The sequence below is a fragment of the Mesorhizobium sp. HAY1-8B genome (genome assembly GCF_056868045.1).
The window spans coordinates 5,386,028-5,403,227 of record NZ_CP200321.1 but is presented as its reverse complement, the minus strand read 5'-3'; the positions used below and the strand labels follow the sequence as shown (position 1 = coordinate 5,403,227).

The following is a 17,200-nucleotide window of genomic DNA, read 5'->3' as shown; positions in this document are numbered from 1 at the left end:
TTCGCAGGATCGCCGCCGTTGCATGAGATGCAGCGGCGGCGTGACGTCACAAGGTTTTCGTCACAGGGTTGACCATATGACCCCAACCCGGCCGGCAGGGGGGCACACATGTTCTCATTCATCATCAGACGCATCGGCACAATCCTGCTCACGATGCTGTGCCTGACGCTGGTCGTCTTCTTCCTCGTCAATCTCGAACCCAATCTGAAGAAGCTGGCGATCAGCCAGACCGAAATGCACACATCGGCCGATCAGCTCGAAAGCTGGCTGGTCAACCATGGCTACCGCCAGAACTTCTTCTCGCGCTATGGCCAGTGGCTCGGCGTCCTGCCCAAGCAGCCGATCACCGATCCGGCGACCGGCAAGACGACGCAGCGCTTCACCTTCTGCAACGACCCGACCGTGCCGACATTCTCCGGCGTGATCGAGGGCGATTTCGGCTGCTCGACCAAGTTCAAGACCACGGTCGCGGCCAAGCTGTTCCCGGCGCTCGGCGCCACCGGGATCCTGATGTTCTGGGTGCTGGTGGTGATGGTGCCGGTTTCACTGCTGATCGGCATTCTCGCCGGCATGCGCGAGGGGTCACGAACCGACCGGGTGCTTTCTGTCGCCTCGATCGCCTCGACGGCGACGCCTGAATATGTGTCGGGCGTCATCTTCACCGTCGTCTTCGCCTCTTGGCTCGGCTGGCTGAACGGCTCGGCCGCCTCGGCGAGCCAGGGCATCACCTTCTACAATTTCACGCTGCCGGTGATCACGCTGGCGATCTACGGCATCGGCTACATCGCGCGCATGACGCGCGCCTCGATGGTCGAGGTGATGACGCAGCAATATATCCGCACCGCGCGGTTGAAGGGCCTTTCCTTTCGCGGCGTGGTGGTCAAGCACGCGCTGCGCAACGCGCTGATAGCGCCCTTCACCGTCATTATGCTGCAGTTTCCCTGGCTGCTCACCGGCGTCGTCATCGTCGAGGTCATGTTCCGCTACCAGGGCTTCGGCTACACGCTGGTCGAGGCCGCCGGCAACAACGACATCGATCTCTTGCTCGGCTGTTCGCTGGTCTCGGTGTTCATCGTCCTGATCACGCAGCTCATTTCCGATGTCGGCTACGCGTTCCTCAATCCGCGCATCCGCGTTCAGTAGGGAGAAGGCGCATGCAAGCTCAATATATCGGCGCCTCCACCATCATCCTCGAAGTGCTGTGGCGCTTCTGGCCGGTCTGGGTCGCGCTCGCCATCGTCATGGGGGCGAGCTTTCTCTACAAGAAGAAGCTGGCGCTCTATGGCCAGCTTTTCGACAGCGGCGTCGGCATAGCGGGTGTCTTCATCTGCCTGTTCTGGCTGTTCACGGCGATCTTCGCCTCAACCATCTCGCCGTTCGATCCGCTGGGCCAGATCCCGATCATGAAGGACACGCTGCCGGGCGCCATCGAGCCGCAATCGGGGCTCGTCTATCTCTTCGGCGGCGACAAGCTGGCGCGCGACGTGTTTTCGCGCATGGTCTACGGCAGCCAGATCGTGCTGATCATCGCCCCGGCGGCAACCGGTTTCGCGCTGATGGTCGGCATCACGCTCGGCCTGCCGGCCGGCTATTACGGCGGCAAGATCGATTCCATCCTGTCGTTCCTGGCCAACCTCGTGCTGGCCTTTCCGGTCATCCTGTTGTTCTACCTGCTGGTGACGCCGGGGATCATGGACACGCCGATCCCCTATGCGCTGGCCGGTGTCTTCTTTCTGTTTCCGATCATCTTCTTCAGCGTGCTGTTCTGGACACGCTACAAGAACCGGCCCGACCGGATCTACATCCTGCTCGGCCTGACGCTGATCGTAGGCGGCTGGATCTACCTCGGCCTTGTCTTCGACAGGGACCCGCTGCACATCGTGCATATCGACCCCAACCAGCTCAACATCTTCGTGGCGGTGGTGTTCGCCTCCAGCCCCGGCGTGTTCCGCATCGTGCGCGGCCTGGTGATGGACATCAAGACGCGCGACTATGTGGCGGCGGCGCAGACGCGCGGTGAATCACCCTGGTACATCATGCTGTGGGAGATCCTGCCGAATGCGCGGGGTCCGCTGATCGTCGATGCCTGCCTGCGCATCGGCTACACCACGATCCTGCTCGGGACGCTCGGCTATTTCGGCCTCGGCCTGGCGCCGGAAAGCCCCGACTGGGGCACGGCGATCAAGGATGCCAGCCGGCTCCTGCGCTCCTTCATCCACCCAGCGCTGCCGCCGACGATCGCGCTGATGTCGTTCGTGCTGGGGCTCAACCTCCTGGCCAACTCGTTGCGCGAGCAATCGATGAAAGACTGATTGACGGGCCTTGGCCCGCCTCTGGTATAATTTGGATTGGAGCGACCCATGAACGAGGCAGTTCGAAATCCCGGTAAGCCGACCACTGCGCCGATCATCGAGATCGAGAACCTGTCGATCTCCTTCTTCACCCGCAAGGGCGAGATACCGGCCGTCATGGATTTTTCCTGCACGGTCATGCCCGGCGAAGCGATGGGCATTGTCGGTGAATCCGGCTGCGGCAAGTCGACCGTGTCGCTCGGCATCATGCGCGACCTCTCCAACATCGGGAAGATCGTCGGTGGCAAGATCAAGTTCCAGGGCAAGGATATGGGCGAGCTCTCCGAGGAGGAGCTGCGCGCCATCCGCGGCAACAAGATCGCCATGATCTACCAGGAGCCGATGGCCAGCCTCAATCCGGCGATGAAGATCGGCCAGCAGCTGATGGAAGTGCCGCTGATCCACGACAAGGTGTCGAAGGAAGAGGCCTATAAACGCGCGGTCGAAATGGTGCGCTCGGTCAAGCTGCCGGACCCCGAGCGCATGATGCGCTCCTATCCGCACCAGCTTTCAGGCGGCCAGCAGCAGCGTATCGTCATTGCCATGGCGCTGCTGTCGAAGCCGGCGCTGCTTCTGCTCGACGAGCCGACGACGGCGCTCGACGTGACGGTGGAGGCGGGTATCGTCGAACTGGTCAAGGGGTTGGGCGAAAAGTTCGGCACCTCGATGATCTTCGTCTCGCACAATCTGGGCCTCATCCTCGAGACTTGCGACAGGATCACGGTCATGTATTCGGGCGAGGCGGTCGAGACCGGCAAGATCAAGGACGTCTTCGACCGGATGCGCCATCCCTACACGCAAGGGCTGTTCCGTTCGATCCCCCTACCGGGCGCCGACAAGAATTCGCGGCCGCTGATCGCCATTCCGGGCCAGTTGCCGCTGCCGCATGAGCGGCCCAAGGGCTGCAATTTCGGCCCGCGCTGCCACCATTTCGTCGAGGGCGTCTGCAACGCCGCCGAAATCCCGATGGTCGAGGTCGCCGGCCACGAAGGTCATTTCTCGCGTTGCGTGCGCTTCAACGAGATCGATTGGGAAGCGTTGCCGCCCGGCGCCAAGAAGGTCAATGAGCGTGTCGTGCCCGGCGCGCCGGTGCTCAAGATCGAGGATCTCAGGAAGTACTACAAGGTCGGCGGCAGCGAGGTGTTCGGGTCGAGCGAAGGCCGTGTCGTCAAGGCCAACGAGACCATCTCCTTCATGGCGCGCGAATCCGAGACGGTCGCCATCGTCGGCGAATCCGGCTGCGGAAAGTCGACGCTGGCCAAGGTTCTGCTCGGCCTGGAGACGGCAAGTGCCGGCACGGTGACGCTGGGCAACAAGGAGATCCAGTCGACCGGCATCGAGAAGCGCAGCGTCGACACCGTGTCATCCATCCAGATGGTGTTCCAGAATCCGTTCGATACGCTGAACCCCAGCCATTCGGTCGGCTCGCAGATCATCCGCACGCTGGAGAAATTCAACGTCGGCAAGACGGTCGCCGACCGCCGCAAGCGCATGCTGGAACTGCTCGACCTGGTGAAGCTGCCGCGTGCCTTCGAGACGCGCAAGCCGCGCCAGCTGTCGGGCGGCCAGAAGCAGCGCATCGGCGTGGCGCGCGCCTTTGCCGGTGACGCCAAGGTGGTGGTGGCCGACGAGCCGGTCTCGGCACTCGACGTGTCGGTGCAGGCGGCAGTGACCGAACTGTTGATGGATATCCAGCGCAAGAACAAGACGACGATGCTGTTCATCAGCCACGATCTGTCCGTCGTGCGTTATATCGCCGACCGCGTCGTCGTCATGTATCTCGGCTATATCGTCGAGCAAGGCACGACCGACCAGATCTTTGCGCCGCCTTATCATCCGTATACCGAGGCGCTGCTGTCGGCGATCCCGATCGCCGACACCAGCGTGGTCAAGAAGCACATCGTGCTGGAGGGCGACATCCCGTCGGCTATGAATCCGCCGTCTGGCTGCCCATTCCAGACACGCTGCGGCTACAAGAAGCTGGTGCCCGACAATCTGTGCGAGACCAAGGTGCCGCCGGTCAAGCACCTCGGTGACGGCCATATGAGCCTGTGCTGGCTGGCCGATGACGTGCTGGCGAAGATGGAGCCGGTGATCAAGTTCGACAAGGAACACGCCGCGCATGAGGGCGTACCGGAGGATGCGCAGGGCACCGGGCCGGGTTTGGCCGGGACAGCGCCCAAGCGGCCACGTGGCAAAACGGGCAGCGCGGAAGCCGACCAGATCGGGGACGCTGTGGAGCAGGGCGAGGCCGGCATGCGAGCCCGTCGCCACGAAGTCCGCGACGAGGTTTCCGAAACCGGTGTTTCGAAGCCGAAAGATACGACGAGGCGGCACTAACCTAGGTAGGTATCAGGAGCCGCATTGCCGTAGCTGCGCTTCATAGTCTCGGGCCATCTTGTCGGTGGCCCGGGCGTAACCCTGCACCCCGGCGTCGCCGCGGTTGCCGCGGCCATAGGCGGTCCAGCCGAGATAGTAGGCGAGGTAGAGATTGTAGGTGTCGTTGCGGGCGACGCCGTAGGTGTCTGATGTCTTGGAGTGATACCAGCCGACGAAGTCGACGGCGTCGGCGAATTTGGTGCGCCGCGCCGCCCAGTTGCCGGTTTCACGCTGATATTGCGACCAGGTGCCGTCCAGCGCCTGCGAGAAGCCGGTGGCCGACGAGACGTGCTTCCAGGGAATGAAGCCGAGCAGCTTGGTGCGCGGCGGCCGGGCATTGCTCTTGAAGCCGGATTCCTTGCGCACCGTCGCCATCAGCACAGGGACGGGAATGCCGTATTTCTGCTCTGTCCGTTCGGCCGCCGACTGCCAGTTGTCGAACCAGCCGTCATTCTGGTCGAAGACGGCACAGACATTGTTGATGTGGCTGGGCGCGGTCGCGCAGGCCGACAATGCCAGCAACACGCCAACCGCTGCAATTTTACTAAAACTCGACCTACGCATTGGATGAGCAATAGGCCGAAATCATAAAGGGAATCTTGCTGGCTCCGTTAATGCTCTGCCGCCATCAGCGCTTGAGAAAATGCCATATAGGCATTCCGACGCCTCCTGTCGCTTTTTATAAAAGGCTGCCGTAAAGATGCCGCCTTGACTAAAATCGCGCCTGTAAGCGGCGCATTTCTGACAGCTTGCCCGGTTTGCCGAAGCTTTGATGCCAGGCATGAACGAACCAAGACGCAAGCGCGGCGCCGAGCGCACCAGCAACCGAGGCCCAGCGCCCATCCCGCAACTGCCACCCAGGCGCGTGAGGAATCCCTATCCGCCGATGGCGCTGCTGTCGTCCGACCAGATCGAGGCGATCCACCAGGCGTCGATGCATATATTGGAGAATTTCGGCATCGAGGTGATGAGCCCGCGGGCGCTGTCGCTGTTCGAGAATGCCGGTGCCGCGGTCGATCATGCGACGGCCAATGTCCGCATCGATCGCGGCATGGTCGACGAGGCGCTGAAGACCACACGGCCCACCTATACGCTGACACCACGCAACCCGGCCAACACAATCCATCTCGGCGGCAACACCATCAATTTCACCCTCGTTGCCGGACCGCCCAATGTGCACGACATGGAGCGAGGCCGCCGCGCCGGCAATCTGCGCGACTATGCCGACCTGACCCGGCTGGCGCAGCATTTCAACTGCGTTCACATGCTCGGCAACCAGGTGTGCGCGCCGGTCGAGCTGCCGGCCAATTCGCGCCATCTCGACACCTACTTCACCAATCTGACGCTGACGGACAAGAGTTTCCATGTCTCGGCGATCGGCCGGGGCAGGGCGCTGGACGGCATAGAGATGATGGCGATCGCGCGCGGGCTGACGCTGGAACAGCTGCGCGAGGATCCCGGCATCGCCACCATCATCTCGGTCAACTCGCCGCGCCGCTTCGACGAGATGATGGCCGAAGGGCTGATGACGATGGCCGAGTTCGGCCAGTCGGTGGCGGTGACGCCGTTCACCCTGATGGGGGCGATGAGCCCGGTGACGCTGGCGGGTGCCTTGGCGCAGCAGAATGCCGAGGCGCTGTTCGGCGTCGTGCTGACGCAATTGGTGCGACCCGGTGCGCCGGTGATGTATGGCGCCTTCACCTCCAATGTCGACATGAAGTCCGGGGCGCCGGCCTTCGGCACGCCTGAAAACACCAAGGCCAACATCGCCTCGGGGCAATTGGCCCGGCGCTACGGGCTGCCGTACCGGACAACGCCGGGCTCGGCCTCCAACGCCGCCGATGCGCAAGGCGCCTACGAGACGCTGATGGCGCTGTGGGGCGCCGTGCTCGGCCATGGCAACCTCGTCTACCACGCCGCCGGCTGGCAGGAGGGTGGGCTGACAGCGTCCTTCGAGAAGTTCATCATCGATGTCGAGATGATCCAGCACATGATGGAGTTCCTGCGGCCGATCGAAGTCAACGAGGCCGAGCTTGCCGTCGAGGCGCTGGGCGCGGTGCCGACCGGCGGCCATTTCTTCGGCGAGCCGCACACGCTGGAGCGCTACGCGACCGCCTTCTACCAGCCTATGCTGTCCAACTGGCAGAATTTCGAGGCCTGGCAGGAGGCAGGTGGGCTCGACGCAACGGCGCGCGCGACGCGGCTGTGGAAGAAGGCGCTGGAGGACTATGTCGAGCCGGCGATGGATATTGCCGTGCGCGAGGCGCTGGAGGCCTATGTGGCCAGGCGCAAGGAAGCGATCGGGCACGGCGAGCCGTGATGCCTTCCGTCCTGAATCCACTTTCCCGTCCAATCCATTGATATCAGAGAAAAATCCATGAAGTCGCATGCAAAGGTCGTGGTCATTGGCGGCGGTGTCGTCGGGTGCTCCGTGCTGTTCCATCTCGCCCGCCACGGCTGGACCGACGTGGTGCTGCTGGAACGCGACGAACTGACCTCGGGTTCGACCTGGCACGCGGCCGGCGGCATGCACACGATCAATGGCGATCCCAACGTCGCCAAGCTGCAGAAATACACGATCAGCCTCTACAAGGAGATCGAGGAACTGTCGGGACAGGCGACCGGCGTGCACCTGACCGGCGGCGTGCTTCTGGCGGCGACCGAGGCGCGGCTGGACTGGCTGCGCGGTGTCGTCGCCAAGGGGCGCTATCTCGGCATCGACCTGGAAGTGATCTCGCCTGCCGAGGCGGCCGAACTGATGCCGCTGATCGACCCCAAGCAATTCGTCGGCGCCGTCAGAAACAAGGAGGACGGCCATCTCGATCCATCGGGCGTCACGCATGCCTATGCCAAGGCCGCGCGCAAACTCGGCGCCGAGGTCGAGCGCTTCACCAAGGTCGAGGACATTGTGCGGCGGCCCGACGGGATGTGGCGCGTCATCACCAACAAGGGCGAGGTGGTGGCCGAGCATGTCGTCAACGCCGGCGGCCTGTGGGCGCGCGAAGTCGGCCGCATGGTCGGGCTCGAACTGCCGGTGCTGGCCATGGAGCACATGTACCTGATCACCGAGGACATGCCGGAGGTCGCCGCCTGGAACGCCAAGACCGGCACCGAGATCATCCATGCGGTCGATTTCGACGGCGAGCTTTACCTGCGCCAGGAGCGCGGCGGCATGCTGATGGGCACCTACGAGAAGGCCAACAAGCCATGGTCCGAATACCAGACGCCATGGAATTTCGGCCATGAACTGCTCGAGCCCGACATCGACCGCATCGCGCCGTCTCTCGAAGTCGGATTCCGCCACTTCCCGGCTTTCCAGCACACCGGCATCAAGCAGATCATCAACGGGCCCTTCACCTTCGCGCCCGACGGCAACCCGCTTGTCGGGCCGGTGCGCGGCCTGCCGGGCTTCTGGGTCGCCTGCGGCGTCATGGCCGGCTTCAGCCAGGGCGGCGGCGTCGGCCTGGCGCTGTCCAACTGGATGATCGAGGGCGATCCCGGCGCCGATATCTGGGCCATGGATGTGGCACGCTACGGCGACTGGGCGACGATGGCCTACACCAATGCCAAGGTCCGCGAGAACTATTCCAGGCGTTTTTCGATCCGCTTCCCCAATGAGGAACTGCCGGCCGGACGGCCGCTGAAAACGACCCCCATCTATGACCTCTTGTCGGCCAAGGGTGCGCAATGGGGTGTCGCCTACGGGCTGGAAGTGCCGCTCTGGTACGCGCCGGAGGGCATCAAGGACGAGTTCTCCTGGCGGCGCTCCAGCGATTTCACGCATGTCGCCAGCGAGGTCGCAACGGTGCGCGGTGGCCTCGGCCTGTCGGAGATTTCGAGCTTCGCCAAATACAAGGTGACGGGCGAGGGGGCCGCTGCCTGGCTCGACCGGATGCTTGCCTGCAAAATGCCGAAACCCGGCCGCATGACGCTGGCGCCGATGCTGAAGGAGGACGGCAGGCTGATCGGCGATTTCACACTGGCCAATCTGGGCGCGGATGGCTGGTTCCTCGCCGGCTCCGGCATTGCCGAGCAGTACCACATGCGCTGGTTCGAGGCGCATCTGCTGGGAGACGGCTCGGTCCAGATCGAGGCGCTGGGCGCGAAACTCACCGGCCTTGCGATTGCCGGGCCGAAGGCGCGGGACGTGCTGGCCAAGGTCAGCCGCGCCGATGTCTCCAACGCGGCGTTTGCGTTCATGGCGGTGGCGAGGATGGATATCGGCATGGCGCCGTGCCTGGTCGGCCGCGTCAGCTACACCGGCGATCTCGGCTACGAGATCTGGGTGGCGCCCGAATACCAGCGCGCGGCTTATCATGCGCTGATGGCGGCGGGCGAGGAGTTCGGCATCGGCCTGTTCGGTTCGCGCGCGCTCAATGCGCTACGGCTGGAGAAGAATTACGGCTCATGGGGACGCGAATACCGGCCGATCTATGGGCCGCTGGAAGCCGGGCTCGACCGTTTCGTCGCCTATGGCAAGGACGTCGATTTCATCGGCAAGGCGGCGGCGCTGGCCGAGCGCAAGCAAGGCGGGAAATTGCGGCTGCGCGCCTTCATCGTCGATGCTGACGATGCCGATGTCATCGGCGACGAGCCGATCTGGTTCGGCGGGACGGTGTGCGGCTGGGTGACGTCCGGCGGCTACGCGCATCATTCGAAAAAATCGGTCGCCGTCGGTTATGTGCCGAAGGAGATCGCCGACGAGAGCGACGGCTTCGAAATCGAGCTGCTGGGCAAGCGTCACGCGGCGCGCATCCAGGCGGCGCCGCTGTTCGATGCGAATTTCGAACGGATGCGGGGATGAGGTTCACCCCCGGCATGGGGCATCAGGCGTTGCGGCGATTGTCCAGCGCGAAGGCGCCGGCGCCGGCGAAGACCAGATAGAGGAAGATGAAACAGAAGGAGATTGCCGCATCGCCGCCATTGTTGGCCGGGAAGAAGTCGCGCGGATAGTGCGCCATGAAGTAGGCGATCGCCATTTCGCCGGCCAGAAGGAACGCCACCGGGCGAGTGAACAGGCCCAGTGCCAACAGGATGCCGCCCGCGAATTCGAGGATGCCGGCGGTCAGCGTCAGTCCGGTGAGGGCGTGAGCCTGCGCGCCGGCGGGGAAGTTGAACAGTTTCTGGCTGCCATGCTCGATGAACTGCAGCGCGGTCATGATGCGCAGCACGCCGAGTGCCTGCGGCTGGTATCTGGCAAGGCCTTCAAAAAGTTTCATCCGAACTCCTTTTTCACCCTCCCGGCCCGGCGTTAGATTATCGCCCAGCGATGGACCATTCACTTCCCTTGGCATGTCATCAACAATCGGTGATTGGAAATGTCCCCCGGCATGCCCTTTGATATTGTTCTCGCCTGGGTTGCATTTATATCGCTATGGTTGTATTAGCATGAGCGCTCTGAACAGGTGGATTTCCTTGCCATGAAAAAAGTCATCATCAGCCTATTCGCACTCGTCGCAGGCACCGGTTTCGCCATGGCGGAGGACGCCGGCTGCGAGGCCTTCAAATGGCCGGTGACGCGGGAACAGACGTTGTTTGCCGCGGCGCCGGCAACGCCGTCCGGAGCGACGCTGGCGGTCGGCGCGGCCGCTGATCTGGCGCTGGTGCCGGTCGACAAGGCCAGCTTCGCGGTGCCCCCTGAACATGCTCCGGGAGAGGGCACGTTTGGCGCTGTCGCCAGCGTGGCTGTGCCACCCGAAGGCGCCATCCAGATCAGCCTGTCGGGCGAGGCCTGGATCGATGTCATCCAGGACGGCAAGGCCGTGAAATCGGCCGGCTATAGCGGTGTGAAAACCTGCCCGGGTATCCGCAAAAGCGTGCGTTTCAAGCTTGCAGCCGGCCCGGCCACCATCCAGTTCAGTGGCGCGAAAAAGGCTGAGCTGAAGGTCGCGGTGTTGACGCCGGAATAAGTCGGCCGGTAGAGGCATGCGGCCCTTCATCGATAGTGCGATAAAGGGCCGCCGCTTCGCGCCTGCAGTGTCTATTGTCGTCAGCGCACCGGCGCCATCAAGGCGAAATGCGCGCCTTGCGGGTCCTGGCATTGCACGATCCAGCTGCCGCCGGGCACCTCCATCGGCCCCATCAGGATCTTGCCGCCATTGTCGGTGACGCGTTTTGCGGCCGAGTCGATGCCGGTGACGTTGAAATAGAACTGCCAGACCGGGACGGGGATTTGCGCTGGCTTGTTCATGATGCCGCCGCCGGATTCGGGGCCGGCCGTGAAAGTCTGGTAGATGCCCATCGGGCCCATGTCGAAATCGCCGGCATTGGTCCAACCGAACTGGCTGGAATAGAAATCGAACGCGGCCTTCCAATCGCTCGTGTAGAGCTCGTGCCAGCCGATATGACCGGGTGTGCTGGCCGGAACGACGGGCTGGTCGGGGCCGTTGGGCTGCAGGAACATGAAGGCCGCGCCTTGCGGATCGGCGACAACGGCAAAGCGGCCGACGCCCGGAATGTCGGTGGGTTCACGGTGAACGCCCCCGCCGGCAGCTTTCAATGATTTCGTCGAGGCGTCCGCGTCCTTCGTCTTGATGTAACCGAGCCAGGCAGGCGGCGCGCCCATCCTGCTGACATCCTCGGGCACGGTCATCAGGCCGCCGACGCCGCGCTCGCCGACATTCATGACGATATAGCGCGGCATGCCGGGAGCCGTGTCGAAGGGCTGCGCCGTCCAGCCGACAACCTTGGTATAGAAGGCCTCGGCGGCGTCGAGGTCTGATGTCATCAGCTCGTACCAGAAGAAGGGCATCGGGGATTTCGGCATGGTCGGTCTCCTCACCGTTCAGCATCGATCGTTGTCCGATCCATCGAAGGACGATCCTGGCGACGGAAATCCGACATTCGCCCGGACGAATAATGTCGACGCATGACATGCGTTCCCGGGTTGCGCGCCCGACTTTTTTCGATTTCCCTGCGGCAAAAGAGGGGTTGTCGTTTCATGCGCCTGATGTCGCTCACGCCTGAGCTTGTCGCACTGTGTCATCGGCAAGAGGCCGATCCGGGCCCGGACCCAAGCTGGACCGAGCTGAATGACGAGGATTTCCGGACCCTTGCCATGCGGCTTGCCGCTGAAGCGGACGAGGGGCCGCTCTGGGTGTTCGCCTACGGATCGCTGATCTGGAAGCCGGAATTCGAATCGTTGGAGCAAAGGCTCGCCACGGCCTTCGGCTGGCACCGCTCCTTCTGCCTCGACATGGTGCGCTGGCGCGGCAGTGCCGAGCAGCCCGGGCTGATGATGGCGCTCGAACGGGGCGGACGGTGCAACGGCGTGATCTACCGCTTGCAGGAGGGCGAAAAACCGGCCCAGATCGAAAGGCTGCTGCGGCGTGAGATCAGCGACCATGAGAGCATCAGCTCAGTCCGGTGGCTGCCCGTTCATACGGCGCAAGGCCCGTTGCGGGCGCTCGGTTTCTGGGTTGGCGTGAAGGGGCGGGGAACGTCGCTGGGGCAGCCACTGGACAAGGTGGCAAGCATATTGGCCAGGGCCTGCGGCCATATCGGCTCCGGAGCTGAATATCTCTACAATACGGTCAGTCATCTCGAAGCGTTCGGCATCCACGACCGCAATCTGTGGCGGCTGCAGGAGCTGGTGGCGGACGAGGTCCGGGCACTCCATGGCCGGCCGGTCGACGAGGGCTTCCCAGCCCGGCAAGAGCAGCCGTCCACAGCATAACATGAGTAAAAAAATCATGTTTTTATCGAACCTTTTCAGCGGCTTGCGCCGAAAATTGACCAATTGATAAAAAAATAAAACGTGCTAGCCTTCCCCAAAACGAAAACATGGGGAACTGACAATGCCAGAAGGCCAGTTCAAGGAAGGTATTGCCGGCGGCCGGCTTGCGGCCGAGCAGTATGCGGATAATTTTTCCGACCTGCATCCGCCGCTCGATCACCACGAGGCGCTGGTCGAATCCGACCGCTGCTATTTCTGCTACGACGCGCCGTGCATGAACGCATGCCCGACCTCGATCGACATTCCGATGTTCATCCGCCAGATCTCGACCGGCAATCCGATCGGTTCGGCCAAGACCATCTTCGACCAGAACATCCTTGGCGGCATGTGCGCTCGCGTCTGCCCGACCGAGACGCTGTGCGAAGAGGTCTGCGTGCGCGAGGTGGCGGAAGGCAAGCCGGTGCAGATCGGCCGCCTGCAGCGCTACGCCACCGATGTCGCCATGGCCGAGAACAAGCAGTTCTATCCGCGCCCGGAGCCGACCGGCAAGACGGTCGCCGTGGTCGGCGCCGGCCCGGCCGGCCTTGCCGCCGCGCATCGGCTCGCCCGCCATGGCCATGACGTGACCATCCTGGAAGCGCGTCCGAAGGCCGGCGGCCTCAACGAGTACGGCATCGCCGCCTACAAGAGCGTCGACAATTTCGCCCAGGCCGAGGTCGACTATGTCACCGCGATCGGCGGCATCGACATCCAGAACGGCAAGGCGCTCGGCCGCGACTACCAGCTCTCCGACCTGATCCGCAATTATGACGCGGTGTTCCTCGGCATGGGGCTCGGCGGCGTCAATGCGCTGCGCGCCGATGGCGAGGATGCCGCCGGCGTCATCAATGCGGTGGAATTCATAGCCGAGCTGCGCCAGGCCAGCGATCTCTCCGGCCTGCCGGTTGGTCGCCGTGTCGTCGTCATCGGCGGCGGCATGACGGCGATCGACGCGGCCGTGCAGTCGAAGCTGCTCGGCGCCGAGGAGGTGACGATCTGCTACCGGCGCGGCCAGGAGCACATGAATGCCTCGGAGTTCGAGCAGGACCTGGCCGCCGCCAACGGCGTCACCATCCGCCACTGGCTGCAGCCGAAGCGGGTGATTGCCGAGGCCGGCAAGGTGTCGGGCATAGAACTCGAATACACGGCATTGAAGGGCGACAAGCTCGCCGGCACCGGCGAGACGCTGACGCTGGTGGCCGACCAGGTGTTCAAGGCGATCGGCCAGAGCTTTGTCCCGGCCGCCCTCAATGGCAGCGGTGCCGCAATCGAGCTCGAAGCCGGCCGCATCAAGGTCGACGCGGAAGGGCGTACCTCGCTGGCGAAAGTCTGGGCCGGCGGCGACTGCATCTTTGGTGGCGACGACCTGACCGTTTCCGCCGTGGCGCAAGGGCGCGATGCGGCGGAGAGCATACACAGGAGTCTGACGCAGGGATAAGGATCATGGCCACGGTGGAACCGGGCGTCGCCCGTCACTACGACATAGCGGGTCTCGAGCAGCGCATCCTTGCCGCGCTCGCCGATACGGGCGTGGACGTTGCGCATCTGCGCGCCGGCGATCTTGAAGCGGTCGACGAATTCCACATTGGCGGCATCGCCGCCACAAGGGAACTCATCGGGCAGATGGGTTTGAGGCCTGGAGCCAGGCTGCTCGATATCGGATCGGGGGTGGGTGGTCCAGCCCGCTTTGCCGCCAACGAAGCCGGCGCGGATGTCACCGGCATCGATCTCACGCAAAGCTATGTCGACATCGCGACCAGCCTGTCGAAGCGCACGGGAATGGCCGACAGGACGCACTTCGTGCAGGGCAGCGCCTTGGATATGCCGTTCCAAAACGCCAGCTTCGACGCGGCCATGATCCTGCATGTCGGCATGAACCTTCCCGACAAGAAAAAGCTGATGAGCGAGGCCGCGCGCGTGCTCCGTCCGGGCGGCGTCTTCGCCGTCTATGATGTGATGCGGCTGAAGGTCGGCGCGCTGACCTATCCGCTGCCATGGGCATCGGATGAAACCATGTCCTTCGTTGCCACGCCCGGTGACTATCGCGCGGCCGCTGCAGCCGCGGGGTTCTCGGTAACCGCCGAGCGGCCACGCGGCGCTTTTGCCATCGAATTCTTCGCCACTGTGCGTGCCCGGATGGCCGCCGCGCAAGCAGAAGGCAAAAAACCGCCGCCCGGCGTCGGCCTCATCATGGGCGAGAGCGCCCGCACCAAGATCGCCAATATCACCGCCGCGCTTGAAGGCGGCATTCTTGCACCCGTGGAAATGCTCCTTCGTCTCCGTTGAAAGGGACCTGTCATGGCTGACATCCGCAACAATTTCGTCGGCATCAAATCGCCCAATCCATTCTGGCTGGCCTCCGCGCCGCCGACCGACAAGGCCTACAACGTCATCCGCGCCTTCAAGGCAGGGTGGGGCGGCGTTGTGTGGAAGACGCTGGGCGAGGAAGGCCCGCCTGTCGTCAACGTCAACGGCCCGCGCTATGGCGCGATCTGGGGTGCGGACCGGCGCCTGCTCGGTCTCAACAATATCGAACTGATCACCGACCGCGACCTGCAGACCAATCTGCGCGAGATGAAGCAGGTCAAGATGGATTGGCCCGACCGCGCGCTGATCGCCTCGATCATGGTGCCTTGCGTCGAGGAGAGTTGGAAATCCATCCTGCCGCTGGTCGAAGAGACCGGTGCCGACGGCATCGAGCTCAATTTCGGCTGCCCGCATGGCATGTCGGAACGTGGCATGGGTGCGGCCGTCGGCCAGGTGCCGGAATATATCGAAATGGTGGTGCGCTGGTGCAAGCAGTACACGCGCATGCCCGTCATCACCAAGCTGACGCCCAATATCACGGATATCCGGAAGCCCGCGCGGGCAGCACATGCCGGCGGCACCGACGCGGTGTCGCTGATCAACACCATCAATTCGATCACCGGTGTCGATCTCGACAGCTTCGCGCCGATGCCCACCATCGACGGCAAGGGCTCGCATGGCGGCTATTGCGGCCCGGCGGTGAAGCCGATCGCCATGAACATGGTGGCCGAAATCGCGCGCGATCCCGAAACGCGCGGCCTGCCGATCTCGGGCATTGGCGGCATCACCACATGGCGCGACGCCGCCGAATTCCTGGCTCTGGGCGCCGGCAACGTGCAGGTGTGCACGGCGGCCATGACCTATGGCTTCAAAATCGTGCAGGAGATGATCGCGGGTCTCGAGAACTGGATGGACGAGAAGGGCCACCGCTCGCTCGACGACGTCATCGGTCGCGCCACGCCCAACGTCACCGACTGGCAGTATCTCAACCTCAACTATGTCGCCAAGGCGCATATCGACCAGGATGCCTGCATCAAATGCGGCCGCTGCCACATCGCCTGCGAGGACACCTCGCACCAGGCGATTACCAACATGGTCAACGGCGTCAGGCATTTCGAGGTGATCGAGGCGGAGTGCGTCGGCTGCAATCTGTGCGTCAATGTCTGCCCGGTCGACAATTGCATCACCATGGAGCCGCTGGCCGCCGGGGCAATGGATGAACGCACCGGCAAGCCGGTATCGCCAATCTACGCCAACTGGACGACGCACCCGAACAATCCGATGGCCAAGGTGGCGGCGGAGTAGGGGCAGACATTCGACAAAGAAGCGGCGCCTTCCGGCGCCGTTTTTCATTTTCCTATTGCGGATAAAGATTATCCAGGATAAAAGATATCCATGAATTGGAGATCGGCATCATGAAACTTGGCGAGGGCGTTGAAGCGGCCATCCACTGTGCGGCCACGCTGGCCAGCGTGGACGGAAACAGCACCATGCCGGGTGCCGCTCTTGCCGAATCCTTTGGCCTGTCGCCGAGCTATCTGCTGAAGCATCTCAACATGCTGTGCGCGGCGCGCATCCTGGAATCGATATCAGGGCCGGCGGGCGGCTACCGGCTGGCGCGGCCGGCGGAGAGCATCACCCTGCTCGACGTCGTGCTGGCCATCGAGGGACGTGAACCGGCCTTTCGCTGCGGCGAGATCCGCCGCAACGGCCCGGTCAAGCTCGACGCTTCGGCCTATGTCAAACCCTGCGGCATCAATGCCGCGATGCTGAAAGCCGAGCGCGCCTATCGGGCTGCGCTCGCCGAGACAAAGCTCTCCGACATCGTGGCGGACTACGCGGCAGAGGGCGATCCCCGATCGTTTGCCGCGAGTTGTGCCTTTGTCGCACGCCATCAGCGGCCGCAGAAATCCAGTTCCATCCCTCAACCCCCAAAGCAGATGTGAAAGGAAGACGATGAAACAGAGGATGCAATTCTTCGCCAAGGCGCCCGAGATCATGAAGGCGGTGTCGGCGCTCAACAAGGCGGTCGACGAATGCGGGCTGGAGGTGAGCCTGCTGCACCTGATCAAGCTCAGGGCGTCGCAGATCAATGGCTGCTCCTACTGCGTCGAGATGCACAGCCGCGAGGCGAGGCGCGACGGAGAAACCGAGCAGCGGCTCTATCTCGTCTCGGCCTGGAAGGAATCGCCGCTGTTTTCCGAACGCGAGCGCGCCGCCTTTGCCTGGACCGAGGCGGTGACCCTGATTGCTGACAATGGCGTCTCTGACGAACTTTATGCCCGCACGCTTGAGCATTTCTCGGACGAGGAACTGGTCAAGCTGTCGGTTGCTCTCGGCATGATCAACACCTGGAACCGGCTTTGCATCCCGTTCCACGCCATTCATCCGATGCCGGCCGCCAAGGCAGCCTGATTTTCTTGCGCTATGGGAGCGCCGCCGAGGCGGC

15 protein-coding genes are annotated in these 17,200 nt (G+C 63.3%); 12 read left to right on the top strand and 3 right to left on the bottom strand.

Going from position 1 to position 17,200, the window contains the following annotated elements:
• The first annotated feature begins 108 nt into the window (after positions 1-108).
• Genes AC1VON_RS25905 through AC1VON_RS25895 form a run of 3 tightly spaced genes read left to right on the top strand, consistent with a single transcriptional unit; the run spans position 109 to position 4,691 of the window.
• A complete protein-coding gene (locus tag AC1VON_RS25905; RefSeq protein ID WP_056571884.1) occupies positions 109-1,143 on the top strand; it encodes an ABC transporter permease in 1,035 nt (344 codons plus the stop codon).
• A gap of 11 nt (positions 1,144-1,154) precedes the next feature.
• Positions 1,155-2,312, top strand: coding sequence for an ABC transporter permease (locus tag AC1VON_RS25900; protein ID WP_483125321.1), 1,158 nt, complete (start codon positions 1,155-1,157; stop codon positions 2,310-2,312).
• Between the two features lie 48 nt (positions 2,313-2,360).
• Positions 2,361-4,691 (top strand): dipeptide ABC transporter ATP-binding protein, encoded by a 2,331-nt coding sequence (locus AC1VON_RS25895; RefSeq protein WP_172349751.1) that lies wholly within the window; start codon positions 2,361-2,363, stop codon positions 4,689-4,691.
• 12 nt (positions 4,692-4,703) lie between these two features.
• Here the strand turns inward: AC1VON_RS25895 and AC1VON_RS25890 are convergent, their stop codons facing one another.
• A complete protein-coding gene (locus AC1VON_RS25890; protein ID WP_172349752.1) occupies positions 4,704-5,294 on the bottom strand; it encodes a transglycosylase SLT domain-containing protein in 591 nt (196 codons plus the stop codon).
• Positions 5,295-5,511: 217 nt separating this feature from the next.
• Between AC1VON_RS25890 and AC1VON_RS25885 the strand changes: the two genes are divergently transcribed.
• Positions 5,512-7,050 (top strand): trimethylamine methyltransferase family protein, encoded by a 1,539-nt coding sequence (locus tag AC1VON_RS25885; RefSeq protein ID WP_483125320.1) that lies wholly within the window; start codon positions 5,512-5,514, stop codon positions 7,048-7,050.
• A 57-nt stretch (positions 7,051-7,107) separates the two neighbouring features.
• Positions 7,108-9,534, top strand: a complete 2,427-nt coding sequence (locus tag AC1VON_RS25880; protein WP_483125319.1) for a GcvT family protein — start codon at positions 7,108-7,110, stop codon at positions 9,532-9,534.
• Positions 9,535-9,556: 22 nt separating this feature from the next.
• Here the strand turns inward: AC1VON_RS25880 and AC1VON_RS25875 are convergent, their stop codons facing one another.
• Positions 9,557-9,949 carry a DoxX family protein gene (locus AC1VON_RS25875; RefSeq protein WP_483125318.1) on the bottom strand — a complete coding sequence of 131 codons (393 nt, stop codon included), beginning with the start codon at positions 9,947-9,949 and terminating at the stop codon, positions 9,557-9,559.
• A 201-nt stretch (positions 9,950-10,150) separates the two neighbouring features.
• On the opposite strand from AC1VON_RS25875, the gene AC1VON_RS25870 reads away from it, so the two are divergent.
• On the top strand, positions 10,151-10,639 hold the full coding sequence (locus AC1VON_RS25870; RefSeq protein ID WP_172349756.1) for a hypothetical protein: 489 nt from the start codon (positions 10,151-10,153) through the stop codon (positions 10,637-10,639).
• A gap of 80 nt (positions 10,640-10,719) precedes the next feature.
• Here AC1VON_RS25870 and AC1VON_RS25865 read toward each other — a convergent pair whose 3' ends face one another.
• Positions 10,720-11,496: a VOC family protein gene (locus tag AC1VON_RS25865; protein WP_483125317.1), complete on the bottom strand. Its 777-nt coding sequence runs from the start codon at positions 11,494-11,496 to the stop codon at positions 10,720-10,722.
• 174 nt (positions 11,497-11,670) lie between these two features.
• On the opposite strand from AC1VON_RS25865, the gene AC1VON_RS25860 reads away from it, so the two are divergent.
• From AC1VON_RS25860 to AC1VON_RS25835, 6 genes are all read left to right on the top strand, one after another.
• Positions 11,671-12,405: a gamma-glutamylcyclotransferase gene (locus AC1VON_RS25860; RefSeq protein WP_483125316.1), complete on the top strand. Its 735-nt coding sequence runs from the start codon at positions 11,671-11,673 to the stop codon at positions 12,403-12,405.
• A gap of 121 nt (positions 12,406-12,526) precedes the next feature.
• Positions 12,527-13,882: an NAD(P)-dependent oxidoreductase gene (locus tag AC1VON_RS25855; RefSeq protein ID WP_483125315.1), complete on the top strand. Its 1,356-nt coding sequence runs from the start codon at positions 12,527-12,529 to the stop codon at positions 13,880-13,882.
• A gap of 5 nt (positions 13,883-13,887) precedes the next feature.
• Entirely contained in the window at positions 13,888-14,730 is an 843-nt protein-coding gene (locus tag AC1VON_RS25850) for a class I SAM-dependent methyltransferase (RefSeq protein ID WP_172349759.1), read from the top strand.
• Positions 14,731-14,742: 12 nt separating this feature from the next.
• The gene (gene preA / locus AC1VON_RS25845) at positions 14,743-16,056 is read left to right on the top strand and encodes an NAD-dependent dihydropyrimidine dehydrogenase subunit PreA (RefSeq protein ID WP_172349760.1); all 1,314 of its coding nucleotides are present in this window, start codon (positions 14,743-14,745) and stop codon (positions 16,054-16,056) included.
• Positions 16,057-16,166: 110 nt separating this feature from the next.
• The gene (locus AC1VON_RS25840; protein ID WP_483125314.1) at positions 16,167-16,697 is read left to right on the top strand and encodes an RrF2 family transcriptional regulator; all 531 of its coding nucleotides are present in this window, start codon (positions 16,167-16,169) and stop codon (positions 16,695-16,697) included.
• Between the two features lie 10 nt (positions 16,698-16,707).
• Positions 16,708-17,166 carry a carboxymuconolactone decarboxylase family protein gene (locus tag AC1VON_RS25835; RefSeq protein ID WP_172349762.1) on the top strand — a complete coding sequence of 153 codons (459 nt, stop codon included), beginning with the start codon at positions 16,708-16,710 and terminating at the stop codon, positions 17,164-17,166.
• Positions 17,167-17,200 lie beyond the last annotated feature (34 nt).

Bases quoted from the DNA above. Each gene is read 5' to 3' on its own strand.
- AC1VON_RS25905 (WP_056571884.1), top strand. From the start codon at position 109: ATGTTCTCATTCATCATCAGACGCATCGGCACAATCCTGCTCACGATG.
- AC1VON_RS25900 (WP_483125321.1), top strand. From the start codon at position 1,155: ATGCAAGCTCAATATATCGGCGCCTCCACCATCATCCTCGAAGTGCTG.
- AC1VON_RS25895 (WP_172349751.1), top strand. From the start codon at position 2,361: ATGAACGAGGCAGTTCGAAATCCCGGTAAGCCGACCACTGCGCCGATC.
- AC1VON_RS25890 (WP_172349752.1), bottom strand. From the start codon at position 5,294: ATGCGTAGGTCGAGTTTTAGTAAAATTGCAGCGGTTGGCGTGTTGCTG.
- AC1VON_RS25885 (WP_483125320.1), top strand. From the start codon at position 5,512: ATGAACGAACCAAGACGCAAGCGCGGCGCCGAGCGCACCAGCAACCGA.
- AC1VON_RS25880 (WP_483125319.1), top strand. From the start codon at position 7,108: ATGAAGTCGCATGCAAAGGTCGTGGTCATTGGCGGCGGTGTCGTCGGG.
- AC1VON_RS25875 (WP_483125318.1), bottom strand. From the start codon at position 9,949: ATGAAACTTTTTGAAGGCCTTGCCAGATACCAGCCGCAGGCACTCGGC.
- AC1VON_RS25870 (WP_172349756.1), top strand. From the start codon at position 10,151: ATGAAAAAAGTCATCATCAGCCTATTCGCACTCGTCGCAGGCACCGGT.
- AC1VON_RS25865 (WP_483125317.1), bottom strand. From the start codon at position 11,496: ATGCCGAAATCCCCGATGCCCTTCTTCTGGTACGAGCTGATGACATCA.
- AC1VON_RS25860 (WP_483125316.1), top strand. From the start codon at position 11,671: ATGCGCCTGATGTCGCTCACGCCTGAGCTTGTCGCACTGTGTCATCGG.
- AC1VON_RS25855 (WP_483125315.1), top strand. From the start codon at position 12,527: ATGCCAGAAGGCCAGTTCAAGGAAGGTATTGCCGGCGGCCGGCTTGCG.
- AC1VON_RS25850 (WP_172349759.1), top strand. From the start codon at position 13,888: ATGGCCACGGTGGAACCGGGCGTCGCCCGTCACTACGACATAGCGGGT.
- preA (WP_172349760.1), top strand. From the start codon at position 14,743: ATGGCTGACATCCGCAACAATTTCGTCGGCATCAAATCGCCCAATCCA.
- AC1VON_RS25840 (WP_483125314.1), top strand. From the start codon at position 16,167: ATGAAACTTGGCGAGGGCGTTGAAGCGGCCATCCACTGTGCGGCCACG.
- AC1VON_RS25835 (WP_172349762.1), top strand. From the start codon at position 16,708: ATGAAACAGAGGATGCAATTCTTCGCCAAGGCGCCCGAGATCATGAAG.